Raw genomic sequence first — 11723 nt, 5'->3', positions numbered from 1 at the left:
ACGAGTCGCCACCTTATGACCCGCCCAGAGGGTTGTCAACACGTTTGGAGGGGAAATTTCACCTGTACCGTCAAAGACTTGCGACAGACTTCAGAGAGTTGTTCAAGCTTTATCCACAAGGCGCTGATTCATCTCATTTTTTGAGATTCCGAAAATTGAGGAAGCCACCGAGTCGCTCCCGCATGATCCGAAGCCAGCGCAATTTTGTGAGATACGTCACGAAAATTGCGTCCGGCGAATGGCCCAGAATGCGCGGATGTGCCTGCTCGCCGTCGCCTGGAACACCCACCCCCGCTGGCGGCTGCTGCTGGCCGGCAACCGCGACGAATTCCATGATCGACAGGCCACCCCGTTGGCGCGCTGGACCGGCCCGGCAGGCATCGTGGCGGGGCGCGACCTGCAGTCGGGCGGCACCTGGGCCGGCATGGCCCGCGGCGGTCGCATGGCCGTGGTGACCAATGTCCGCGACCCCACCGTCGACAAGCCGGGCGCGCCCTCCCGCGGCGCCTTGGTCACGGCCTTCCTGGGCAGCGAAGAAAGCGCTTCGGACCACGCGGCCCGCTTGCTCGCCCCGGCGCCGGATTACGCCCCGTTCAACCTGCTGCTGGCCGATGGCGAGACCTGCGAGTACGTCGGCAACACGCCCGCCGCCCGGCGCACGCGCCTTGCGCCGGGCGTGCATGGCCTGTCGAACGGCGACCTCGATGAACCGTGGCCGAAGGTGGTCATGTTGCAACAACGCCTCGGCGAATGGATCGCTTCCGGCGACGACGATTTCGAACCATTCTGGGCCGCACTGGCCGACGAAACACCCGCGGATGACGCCGCACTGCCCGACACCGGCGTGGGCCTGGAACTGGAGCGCGTGCTCTCCCCCGCCTTCATCCGCGGCCCCCGCTACGGCACCCGCGCCAGCACCCTGATCGCGATCGACCACGATGGGCGCGGCTGGATCGCGGAACGCCGGTTCGGTCCGGGCGGGGTGTTCGAGGGTGGGACGGTGCTGGCGGTGGACTGAAGCGAAGCCTCTGTTCGCCCCTGTCGCGCTACCGCCCCCTCCTCCGTTTACGGGGGAGGGTTGGGGTGGGGACACGGCCAGCAGCGTCGCGACCGTCCGCCCCCATCCTTCCCGCCACCTCGAACCGTTCTCGCCCCCTCTCCCGCGTGCGGGGGAGGGATGGGGTGGGGGCACGCCCGGCAGCGTCGCGGCTGTCCGCCCCCATCCCGTTCCCTTCCCCCGCAAGCAGGGGAAGGGCGAAGGAGGTCGGGAATAGTCACGTTGGCATGTTCCAAAAAACGGCCATGAGGTCGCTTTGAAAACAACGATTGTTGGGGGGCGGAGCCGGCCGGTAAGCCGGGTTCTGTCGTGGACAGTCATTCCTCTAGGCGCATCGTCACCGATACGCTCGAGCAACCTACCCGGAGACACCGCGGGCCACGGCATCGTCTCCCTATTTGGTCTTGCTCCCGGTGGGGTTTGCCGTGCCGGCCTGTTGCCAGGCTCGCGGTGCGCTCTTACCGCACCATTTCACCCTTGCCACGCACGTCTTTCGACGCCGTTCGGCGGTATCTTTCTGTTGCACTTTCCGTCGGCTCGCGCCGCCCAGGCGTTACCTGGCACCGTGCCCTGTGGAGCCCGGACTTTCCTCGGCACTCCGAAGAGTGACGCGACTGTCTGGCCGACTCCGCCGCGCGCATTGTCGCACGCATGCCGCGTTGCGATGCCTGTACTCAGCCGCCGAACCACCAGCCGCCGAAGACGAAGGCCAGCACCACCCCCCACGCCGGCACCCGCAGCGCCTGCATCGCGACCAGCGCCGCCATCACCAGCAGCACGTCACCGACGCCGAGCAACGCGCTGCGCGCGACCGGATCGACCAGCGCCGCCAGCAGCAGGCCCACCACCGCGGCATTCACGCCAGCCAGTGCGGCGCGCATCCGCGGCCAACGACGCACGTGGCGCCAGAACGGCAGTACGCCCAGCACCAGCAGCAGCGACGGCAGGAAGACCGCCAGCAGCGCGAGCACGCCGCCGGCCCAGCCCCCCGGCCCCGCGGACATCGCGGCCCCGAGGTAGCCCGCGAACGTGAACAAGGGGCCCGGCACCGCTTGCACCGCGCCGTAGCCTGCGAGGAAGTCGTCCTGCGACAGCCAGCCGGGCGCCACCACGGCGGTATCGAGCAGCGGCATCACCACGTGCCCGCCGCCGAACACCAGCGCACCGGCACGATAGAACGCCGAGAACACATCCCCCGTCGAACCGGAGGCAAATCCGAGCAGAGGCAATCCGAACAGCAGGGCGAAGGCCGCCAGCGCGAACGCACCGGGCCGCCGCGGGACGGCCACGTTGAAGCCAGGCCCTTCGCCAGCCGACACCGCACTGCGCCAGCCCAGCCCCACCAGCGCACCCGCGGCGATCACCAGCCATTGCATCCACGCCATCGGCCACGCCAGCAACAGCACGGCGCAGGCCAGCGTCAGCAGCGCGGCCGGCAGTGTGCGACAGAAGCCGCGCGCCATGCCCCACACCGCATGCGCCACCACCGCCACCGCCACCAGCTTCATGCCGTGCACCACGCCCGGCGGAATCCCTGCCCCGCCATGCAGCACGCCCAGCGCCAGCCCGATCATCACCAGCGCCGACGGCAGGGTGAATCCGACCCACGCCGCCAGCGCGCCGGACAGGCCCGCGCGCCGCAGGCCGATCGCCATGCCGACCTGGCTGCTGGCCGGTCCCGGCAGGAACTGGCAGATCGCCACCAGTTCGGCGTACTCGTCGTCGCGCAGCCAGCGCAGGCGCGTGACGAAGGCCTCGCGGAAGTAGCCCAGGTGCGCGATCGGGCCGCCGAACGAGGTCAGGCCCAGGCGCAGGAACACCGCGAAGACGCGCCAGGCCTCCATCGTCATGCGCCCGGTTGCATGCGGGGCATCACTCGCCGTCCTTCATGCCGTACAGCGCCTTGCGCGGCGCGCCGGTGATCTCGGCGGCCAACTTCGCCGACGATGATGGCGGCAGGTGCGCGTTGAGCAAGGCGTAGACGCGACGGCCTTCCGCGAGTTGCGCCTCGGCATCGTCGCCCGCACCCTCGACCACCAGCACGAACTCGCCCTTGCGCTGGTTGTCGTCCGCGGTCACTGCCGCCAGCAGGTCGGCCAGCGTGCCATCGAGCACGGTTTCGAACAGCTTGGTCAGCTCGCGCGCCAGTACCGCGGGACGGTCGGCGCCGAATGCCACGCCCATGTCCTCGAGGGTCTCGACGATGCGGTGCGAGGATTCGTAGATCACCAAGGTGCGCGGCTCGCCCGAGAGCCGCTGCAGGCGTTCGCGCCGCGCCGCGGCCTTCGCCGGCAGGAAGCCTTCGAACGTGAAGCGGTCGCTGGCCAGTCCGGCCACGCTGAGCGCGGCGATGGCGGCGCAGGCACCGGGCACCGGGCTGGTCTTCACCCCGGCTGCGCGCGCCGCCCGCACCAGCCGGTAGCCCGGGTCGCTGACCAGCGGCGTGCCCGCATCGCTGACCAGCGCCAGCGACTCGCCCGCCAGCAGGCGCTGCACGATGCGCTGCGCCAGCGCATCCTCGTTGTGTTCGTGCAGGGCCACCAGCGGCGTGTTGATGCCGAAATACGCCAGCAGCTGGCCGCTGCGGCGCGTGTCCTCGGCGCAGATCGCCGAGACCCCGCGCAACACCGCCTGCGCGCGCGTCGACAGGTCGCCGAGGTTGCCGATGGGCGTGGCCACCACGTGCAGCGTGCCTGGCACGCCTTGGGGTTCGGGGCCGGCCATCGTGTCCTCACTAACGTGACGGTAGAATCGGCGGCCATTGTCCCGCACGGAGCCACCATGCGCATGTCGGCGAAAAGGATCCCGCTGTCCCCGGTGCTTGCAGCCCTGCTGCTGTCGCTCGCCGGTTGCGCCAGCGTGCAGGTGGCGCAGCCCACGGCGACCGAAGTCGTCGAGGACGCCGGCCCCGGCACGCACTGGACCTTCGACGAGACCCGACCGCCCGCCGAATCGGACGGCTATCGCCCACCGCGCAAGCTGGCCGTGCTGCTGCCGATGACCGGCTCGCTGGCGACGGCCGCGGGTTCGGTCCGCGACGGCCTGCTGGCCGGCTACTACGGCGAACGCAGGCCGCGCCCGGAACTCGCGTTCTACGACACCACCGGCACCGCATCCGGCGCATCGGCCGCGCTGGCGCGTGCACTGTCGGAAGGGGCGGACCAGGTGCTCGGCCCGCTGGGTCGCGAGGAGGTGGTGGCCATTGCGTCGTCCCCGTCCGCGCAGCCGATCGTGACGCTGAACAGCAGCGACGCCACCCTGGGCACCAATGTCGCCGCGTTCGGCCTGTCGCCGGAAGACGAAGGCCGCGCGATCGGCAACTACCTGTCGGCTCGCAACGCACGCCGCGTGCTGGTGCTCAGCAGCGGCGACGACGGCGCCAACCGCAGCGTCAACGCCTTGCGCGCGGTGCTGCAGGCCGACGGCGGCGAAATCGTCGATACGCTCGCGGTAGTCGGCGAGACGCCCGGCGACCTGACCTCGGCGTTGCGTGCCTCCGCCTCGCGGGAAGGGGGCGTGGATGCGGTGGTGCTGGCCCTGCGCGGCAACCAGGCGCGCCTGGTCGCACCGCAACTCGCGGCCGCCGGCCTCAGCCAGCGGCTGCGGATCGCGACCGCGCAGATCACCTCGGGGACCGGCAAGGCCGAAGAGGATCGCGCGCTGGACGGCATCGTGTTCCCGTCGGAAGCCTGGGTGGTGGGTGGCACGTCCGCCCTGCCCAACGCCGCCACGCTGGGCCGCGACCTGCCGACCGCGCGCGGACCCGCGGCCCGCCTGTTCGCCTTCGGCCATGATGCTTGGCTGTTGAGCGGCTGGCTGTACCACCTCGCCAGCAACCCCACGGCCCGCATCAACGGCGCCACCGGGCAACTCGGCCTGCAGGCCGATGGCACCGTCGTGCGCCAGCCCGCATGGGCGACGTTCAGTGGCGGCGCGGTGGTGGCGCAGCGCGACTGAGCCCGCCATGACGCATGGACGCGGTGCGCAGGTGGAAGCCGCCGCGCACCGGCATCTGATCGCCGCAGGCCTGCGACCCGTCGCGACGAATGCCAGCTTCCGCGGTGGCGAACTCGACCTGGTGATGCTGGACGGCGACACCCTGGTCTTCGTGGAGGTGCGCTATCGCGCCAGCGCCCGCTTCGGGGGCGGCGCGGCCTCGATCGATGCCGGCAAGCGCCGCAGGCTGGTCCATGCCGCCCAGGCCTTCCTCGCCGGGCATCGGCAGTTCCGCGATGCCGCGTGCCGCTTCGACGTGGTGGAAGCCACCGGCGACCCGGACGCTCCCGTGCTGCACTGGCTGCGCGATGCGTTTCGCGCGGATGACGCTTGATGCCGACCGTCATCACCCACGCCGCGGTTCCGCTGGCCTTGTACCTCGCGTCGGAGCGAGGACGCATCTCCCGACCGCTGCTGGCCGCGGGTGTCGCCGCCGCCATCCTGCCGGACGCGGACATGCTGGCCTTCGCATTCGACATTGCCTACGCGGAGGCATGGGGCCACCGCGGCGCGACGCATTCGCTCGCCTTCGCCGCGCTGGTCGCACTCGCCGGTGCCTGCGCAGCGCGCTGGCTGCGCAGTACGCCTTGGCAGGCCGCGGCATGGCTGTTCGTCTGCACGCTGTCGCATCCGCTGCTCGACGCAATGACGTCGGGCGGGCTGGGCGTGGCCTTGGCATGGCCGTGGAGCGAGCATCGCCATTTCGCGCCCTGGCGGCCGATCCTGGTGTCGCCCTTCGCCGGCAACTTCTTCAATGCACGCGGGCTGGCCACCCTGCTGTCGGAACTGCGATGGGTCTGGTTACCGCTGTTCGCCTGCGCCGGGATGTGGAAACTGGTCCAGGCTGGGCCACGGTCGCAACGGCCCGGCAAGCATCAGTCGGAAAAGTGACGATAACCCGGGCGCGACGGCCGCCATCGCGCGCCATCGGCCTGCAGCACATCGACGCCGTCGCCGACGACGATGCTGCCGATCCTGCGCACGCTGACCTGCAGGTCCGACATCGCCTGCGCGATCCGGTGTCGCGACGCCGCGGCAGCGCTGAAGCACAGCTCGTAATCGTCGCCACCCGATGCCTGCCACTGCCGTCGCAACGCGTCGTCGACCCCCATGTCCGACAAGGCCGGCGAAGCGGGAAGCCGGTCGACTTGGACCGCGGCGCCCACGCCACTCGCCGCGCAGACGTGCCCCAGATCCGCCAGCAAGCCATCGGACACGTCGATGCAGGCATGCGCGATGCCCGCCAGCGCCTGCCCCGCCGCAACGCGCGGCACGGGGCGATCGAGTCGCACCCTCAACGCGTCTGCCACCGCTTCGCCGCGTTGCAGGAGCGCGAGCGCGGCGGCCGCGTCCCCCAGCGTACCGGTGACCCAGACATCGTCGCCAACGCGTGCACCATCGCGGCGCAATGCCCGCGCGGGCTCGACCAGGCCGTGCGCGGTCACGCACACTGACAGTGGCCCGCGCGTGGTATCGCCGCCCACCAGCGCAACGTCGAATTCCTTCGCCAATGCCAGGAAGCCATCGAGGAAGCCATCGATCCAGGCGGCATCCGCCTCCGGCAGGGACAGCGACAGCGTGCACCACGCCGGTCGCGCGCCCATGGCGGCAAGGTCGGACAGGTTCACCGCGAGCGACTTCCAGCCGATGTCGACCGGCGCGGTGCCCTCGGGGAAATGCACGCCGCTGTTCAGGGTGTCCATCGCCACCACCAGCTGCCGGCCCTCCGGCACCTGCAGCAACGCGGCATCGTCACCGATGCCGAGCACCACGTCGTGGCGCGTGGGGGCGCGTGCGCGGATGCGGGCGATCAGGTCGAATTCCATGCGCGGCGACGCCGCTACCTGCGCGCGCCCTGTGCCTCGGCGCTGCGCCACTCCGCGGCGGCACGATCGAGCACGCCGTTGACATAGGTATGGCCGTGCTCGGAACCGAAGCGCTTGACCGTGTTCAAGGCTTCGTCGATGACCACGCGGTACGGCACGTCCAGCCGGTGCAGCAGCTCGTAGGCGGCGATGCGCAGCATCGCGCGTTCGATGGCGTCGACTTCTTCCACGTTGCGATCGAGGAACGGCGCCAGCGCTGCGTCGAGTTCGCGATGGTGGCCTCCGACGCCGCGCACCAGGTCCTCGAAATACACCAGGTCCGCCGGCTCGCGCGCCTGCTCGTGCGCGAACTGGGCGATGGCGTTCTTCGCATCCACGCCCGACAGCTGCATGGCATACACCGCCTGCAATGCGCGGCGACGCGCGCGCGAACGCGCGACCGGGTCGATCCCGTCCCTGCGCTGGCGGTTCATGGCAGGCGCTCCAGGAGGTTGGCCATTTCGATCGCGACCAACGCGCACTCCTCGCCCTTGTTGCCGTGGCTGCCACCGGCGCGCTTCTGCGCATCCTCGTGGCGGTCCACGGCCAGCACGCCGTTGGCGACCGGGATGCCGTGGTCCAGCGAAACCGCCATCAGGGCCTCGCTGCAGCCGTCGGCCACCTGTTCGAAATGACGCGTATCGCCGCGCACCACGCAACCCAGCGCAACGATGGCGCTGTGGCCCCGGGCCGCGGCCAACCGTGCGGCGACGGGCGGTATCTCCCACGCGCCGGGCACGCGCACCACGTCCAGCGCGTCCTCGGCCACGCCGTGGTCGGCGAACGCCTTGCGCGCGCCGGCCACCAGCGCGTCGGTGATGCGCGGGTTCCAGCGGCTGGCGATGATCGCGAAGCGCGCGCCTTCGGGGGCGCGCAGGTCGCCTTCGTAATGGCTCATGCGGACGGTTCTGCAGGGGAAGGGGCGATTCTACAGTGCCCGGGACAAGGGCAGCGGCGCGGTCCACGGTCCACGGTCCACGGTCCACGGTCCACGGTCCACGGTCCAATGATCGTCCGGACGCGGCGGCGTGCGTACCTACCGGCCCAGGTACTCCACGATCTCCAACCCGAAACCGGCCAGCGCCACCTGCCGACGTGGCGTACCCAGTACGCGAAGTCGGCCGTAGCCCAGGTCGTGCAGGATCTGCGCGCCGGCGCCGTTGCGGCGCCACTGCCCGGCATCGCGGCCGGACGGACCAACCGCCACGGCGGCCCCGGCGGGCGTTGCCTGCAGGCGGGCCAGCAGCGCCTCGCTGTCGCGCGGCGCCGACAACACCACCATCGCGCCCTGCCCTTCGGCCGCGATCGCGCGCAGGGCGTCGGTGGCGGCCACGCCGAAGTCGTCGCGGCGCCAGTGCAGCAGGTCGCTCAGCGGGTTCTCCACCTGCACCCGCACCAGGGCCGGGGTGGCGGCATCGGGCGTGCCGCGTACCAGCGCGAAGTGCAACTCGTGGGCGATGCGGTCGCGATACGTCACCAGCCGGAACGGACCGAACTCGGTGTCGATGCCGCGCTCGTCGACGCGCTCGACGGTGTGTTCGGTGGCCAACCGGTGCGCGATGAGGTCCGCGATCGATCCGATCTTGAGGCCGTGCTCGCGCGCGAACGCTTCCAGCTGCGGCCGCCGCGCCATGGTGCCGTCGGCGTTGAGCACCTCCACCAGCACGCCCGCCGGCTCCAGCCCGGCCAGCAGCGCCAGGTCGCTGGCCGCTTCGGTATGGCCGGCGCGATTGAGCACGCCCCCGGGTTGCGCGACCAGCGGGAAGATGTGGCCGGGCTGAGACAGGTCGCTTGGCTTCGCATCCGGTCGCACCGCGGTGCGGATGGTGTGCGCACGGTCGTAGGCGGAGATGCCGGTGGTGACGCCTTCGGCGGCCTCGATGCTGACGGTGAAATTGGTCTGGAACTGCGCGGTGTTGCGCTGGACCATCGGTGCCAGCCCCAGTTGCGCGCTGCGCTCGCGGGTCAGCGACAGGCACACCAGGCCGCGCGCGTGGGTGACCATGAAATTGATGTCGGACGGCTTGACCAGCTCGGCGGCCATGATCAGGTCGCCCTCGTTCTCGCGGTCCTCGTCGTCGACGATGACCACCATCCGACCGTTGCGGATGTCCTCCAGCAGCTCGGGAACGGATGCGAAGTTCATGCCGTACCTCCCGCCGCCAGCAGCCGCTCGACGTAGCGCGCCACCAGGTCGATCTCCAGGTTCACGGCATCGCCGACTGCAACCTGCGCGAACGCGGTGTGCGCGACCGTATGCGGCACCAGTGCGACCTCGAAGCCCTCGCCGCCGACTTCGTTCACCGTGAGGCTGACGCCATCGACGCAGATCGATCCCTTCTTCGCGACGTACTTCGCCAGTGCCGCGGGCAACGAGAACCGCCAGCGCTGCGCACGCGCGGCGTGGTGCACCGATTGCACGACGCCGACGCCGTCGACATGGCCGCTGACCAGGTGGCCACCCAGCCGGTCGTTGGGGCGCATCGCGCGTTCGAGGTTCACGGCGCGGCCAACCGGCAAGGCGCCCAGCGTGGTCAGCGCCAGCGTTTCGGTGGAGGCATCGGCCTCGAAATGCGCGGCGTCGAAAGCCACCACGGTCAGGCACACGCCGTTGACCGCGATGCTCTCGCCCAACGCCACCTCGGTGAATGGCAGCGTGCCGGTGGCGATGCGCAGGCGTGCGTCGCCCTCGCGCAGTTCGCGGGAAGCCAGTGCGCCGACGCCTTCGATGATGCCTGTGAACATAGTTGCGTTTCCCGTGCGGACGACGAGAAACGCCCGCAGGGCAGGCGGACGCGCGACAGGGCCGCGCGGCGCGTCTTCTTCCATCCGGACTTTCCGGAAGCCTTCGCTTCCGACCGTCGGCCCCGGCATTCGACCGGGTCTGCTGACCTTCCGGGCCGCAGGCGGCAACGGAAGCGCTCGCGGGCTCGCGGACCCATCCCCGTGGACGGTCCGCCTACCGCCGGTGGGGAATCGCACCCCGCCCTGAAGACGTTTCGTGGTGGTATCGGGCCAAGGCCCGACAGCGGTGATTTTACACGATGCCGCCGCCCGGCCCGCCGGATGCAGCGTCCCGCAGGCCTGCACGATAATCGCCGAGCACCGCATCGATCACCCGCGTGGTGCGTGCCGCGGTGTCGCCCATGGAAGGGCAGCGCCCTTCGCCGTTCAGCTGGCGGACGATGCTCTCGATCAGCGGCTGCTGGATGTGCGCGGGATTGGCGACGCGGTGTTCGTGCCGTCCGCTATCCGCCTCGTGCACGATCGAGCCGTCGCCGAAGGTCGCGAAGCGCAGCCGCCCGCGATCGCCGACGATCTCGATCTCATCGCGATGTCCGGTGGCATTGAAGTCCCATTCGCCGGTGCCGCGGATGCCGTCGCCGCAGGTAAAGGCCATCGACACGGTGTCCTCCGCGGGATAGGCGCCGGCACGGTTGCTCGCCTCGCCCGTGACGTTGCGCAGCGGGCCAAGCAGGAAGTCGAGGATGTCGAGCGTGTGGCTGCCAAGGTCCACGAACAATCCGCCACCCGACACTTCCGGTCGCACCCGCCACGACAAGTTGCGCGGATCGCAATAGATCGGTTGCAGTTCCCGTGTGTAGTGCACGCCGACGCTGCGCGGCGTGCCGATGGCCCCGTCAGCAAGCAGGTCGCGGATCAGCAGGAAGCGCGGCAGCGCGCGGCGGTAATACGCCACGAACAGCGGCACGCCGTGTTCGCGACTGGCACGCAACATGGCGTCGCATTCGGCCGCGTCCATCGCCATCGGCTTTTCCACGTACACCGGCTTGCCCGCCGCCATCGCCATCAACGCGTACTGGCAATGCGTGGACGGTGGCGTGGCCACGTACACCGCGTCCACGCCGGGATCGTCGATCAGCGCCTGCGCATCGGCATGCCAACGTGGCACGCCGTGGCGGCGTGCGTAGTCCTCGGCCAGCGCGGCATCGCGCCGCATCACCGCGACCAGCGCCGAGCCCGGCACCTTCGCGAACGCCGGGCCGCTCTTGGCTTCGGTGACGGCGCCGCAGCCGAGGATGCCCCAGCGCACGGTCATGGCTTGCGCCGCGCGTGCACGAACATCGGCCAGCGCACTCGCCGGGCGGCGGCATTGCCCCAGGCCGTGGCGACGGCCTGGGCATGCTGCGCGACCGGATCGATGCCGGTCGCCTCGCGGTAGCGATGGGTCGCGGAGTAGCTGGAAAAATACGCCAGCAGCCGAGGCAGCGGCCAATCGGCTTCGATCGCCATCGCAGGCGCCTCGATGGCGGGAAACGGCCACGCGAATCCGGCATAGGCGGCGTCCACCAGCGCACGCTCCGCGGGCCAGTACGGACGGATGTCGGCCGCGAACGCGGCCACGGCATCGCGCAGTGCATCGGGCACTTCGATGTCCTGGTAGCCCCACGCCACCAGCACTCCGCGCGGCTTCAACACGCGGTCGCATTCGGCGTAGTACGCGTCGCGGTCGAACCAGTGCAATGCCTGCGCAACGCAGGCGGCATCGATACTGGCATCGGGCAGGCCGCAGCGCTCGCCGGGCTCGACCGCGAACGTGACGTTGGCCGGGGCGCTGGCCTGCGCCACCTGCCCTGCGCTCGGGTCGGTGGCGTACACCTGCCGGAAATGCGCCGCCAGGCCGCGACTCGCCTGTCCGCTGCCACAGCCCGCGTCCCACGCCTGCGTGGTCGATGGCGCAATGCCCGCGAGCCACGCGAACAACGCCTGCGGATAGGTTGGCCGCGCCCGCGCGTACGCCGCAGCCACCGCGGAAAAATGGTCGTGGAATGCCACGCGGGGCC

At 70.5% G+C, this 11723-nt stretch carries 13 protein-coding genes, 1 other RNA gene and 1 riboswitch; of the genes, 4 read left to right on the top strand and 10 right to left on the bottom strand.

Going from position 1 to position 11723, the window contains the following annotated elements; genetic code table 11:
* Nucleotides 1-256: 256 nt before the first annotated feature.
* A complete protein-coding gene (locus tag E2F46_RS15710; RefSeq protein ID WP_133323531.1) occupies nt 257-1018 on the top strand; it encodes an NRDE family protein in 762 nt (253 codons plus the stop codon).
* A 316-nt stretch (nt 1019-1334) separates the two neighbouring features.
* Here E2F46_RS15710 and rnpB read toward each other — a convergent pair.
* From rnpB to rsmI, 3 genes are all read right to left on the bottom strand, one after another.
* Nucleotides 1335-1687, bottom strand: an RNA gene (gene rnpB / locus E2F46_RS15705) — RNase P RNA component class A.
* A 44-nt stretch (nt 1688-1731) separates the two neighbouring features.
* Nucleotides 1732-2907 (bottom strand): chromate efflux transporter, encoded by a 1176-nt coding sequence (gene chrA / locus E2F46_RS15700; RefSeq protein ID WP_133323530.1) that lies wholly within the window; start codon nt 2905-2907, stop codon nt 1732-1734.
* Between the two features lie 22 nt (nt 2908-2929).
* Nucleotides 2930-3781: a 16S rRNA (cytidine(1402)-2'-O)-methyltransferase gene (rsmI, locus tag E2F46_RS15695; protein WP_133323529.1), complete on the bottom strand. Its 852-nt coding sequence runs from the start codon at nt 3779-3781 to the stop codon at nt 2930-2932.
* A gap of 63 nt (nt 3782-3844) precedes the next feature.
* Here rsmI and E2F46_RS15690 point away from each other — a divergent pair, with 63 nt between their 5' ends.
* Genes E2F46_RS15690 through E2F46_RS15680 form a run of 3 tightly spaced genes read left to right on the top strand, consistent with a single transcriptional unit; the run spans nt 3845 to nt 5944 of the window.
* Complete coding sequence (locus E2F46_RS15690) at nt 3845-5014, top strand: penicillin-binding protein activator (RefSeq protein WP_243720472.1); 1170 nt, start codon at nt 3845-3847, stop codon at nt 5012-5014.
* Between the two features lie 7 nt (nt 5015-5021).
* On the top strand, nt 5022-5387 hold the full coding sequence (locus E2F46_RS15685; protein ID WP_133323527.1) for a YraN family protein: 366 nt from the start codon (nt 5022-5024) through the stop codon (nt 5385-5387).
* The gene (locus E2F46_RS15680) at nt 5387-5944 is read left to right on the top strand and encodes a metal-dependent hydrolase (protein WP_133323526.1); all 558 of its coding nucleotides are present in this window, start codon (nt 5387-5389) and stop codon (nt 5942-5944) included. Before E2F46_RS15685 ends, E2F46_RS15680 begins: the two co-directional genes overlap by 1 nt.
* Here the strand turns inward: E2F46_RS15680 and thiL are convergent.
* From thiL to E2F46_RS15645, 7 genes are all read right to left on the bottom strand, one after another.
* On the bottom strand, nt 5929-6879 hold the full coding sequence (thiL, locus tag E2F46_RS15675; RefSeq protein ID WP_133323525.1) for a thiamine-phosphate kinase: 951 nt from the start codon (nt 6877-6879) through the stop codon (nt 5929-5931). The two genes, E2F46_RS15680 and thiL, sit on opposite strands and share 16 nt — an antisense overlap.
* 14 nt (nt 6880-6893) lie before the next feature.
* Nucleotides 6894-7352, bottom strand: coding sequence for a transcription antitermination factor NusB (gene nusB, locus E2F46_RS15670; RefSeq protein WP_133323524.1), 459 nt, complete (start codon nt 7350-7352; stop codon nt 6894-6896).
* The gene (gene ribH, locus E2F46_RS15665) at nt 7349-7816 is read right to left on the bottom strand and encodes a 6,7-dimethyl-8-ribityllumazine synthase (RefSeq protein WP_133323523.1); all 468 of its coding nucleotides are present in this window, start codon (nt 7814-7816) and stop codon (nt 7349-7351) included. The genes nusB and ribH overlap by 4 nt, the downstream gene beginning before the upstream one ends.
* 138 nt (nt 7817-7954) lie before the next feature.
* On the bottom strand, nt 7955-9064 hold the full coding sequence (gene ribB, locus E2F46_RS15660; RefSeq protein ID WP_133323522.1) for a 3,4-dihydroxy-2-butanone-4-phosphate synthase: 1110 nt from the start codon (nt 9062-9064) through the stop codon (nt 7955-7957).
* The gene (locus tag E2F46_RS15655) at nt 9061-9663 is read right to left on the bottom strand and encodes a riboflavin synthase (RefSeq protein ID WP_133323521.1); all 603 of its coding nucleotides are present in this window, start codon (nt 9661-9663) and stop codon (nt 9061-9063) included. Before E2F46_RS15655 ends, ribB begins: the two co-directional genes overlap by 4 nt.
* 68 nt (nt 9664-9731) lie before the next feature.
* Nucleotides 9732-9918, bottom strand: a riboswitch (FMN riboswitch).
* Between the two features lie 37 nt (nt 9919-9955).
* Nucleotides 9956-10978, bottom strand: a complete 1023-nt coding sequence (locus E2F46_RS15650) for a Gfo/Idh/MocA family protein (protein ID WP_133323520.1) — start codon at nt 10976-10978, stop codon at nt 9956-9958.
* Nucleotides 10975-11715, bottom strand: a complete 741-nt coding sequence (locus E2F46_RS15645; protein WP_165967500.1) for a class I SAM-dependent methyltransferase — start codon at nt 11713-11715, stop codon at nt 10975-10977. The genes E2F46_RS15650 and E2F46_RS15645 overlap by 4 nt, the downstream gene beginning before the upstream one ends.
* Nucleotides 11716-11723 lie beyond the last annotated feature (8 nt).

This window comes from Luteimonas aestuarii (assembly GCF_004357985.1).
Classification (GTDB): domain Bacteria; phylum Pseudomonadota; class Gammaproteobacteria; order Xanthomonadales; family Xanthomonadaceae; genus Luteimonas; species Luteimonas aestuarii.
Note: the sequence above shows the minus strand (reverse complement) of the source record. Positions and strands in the feature narration are given on the sequence as shown.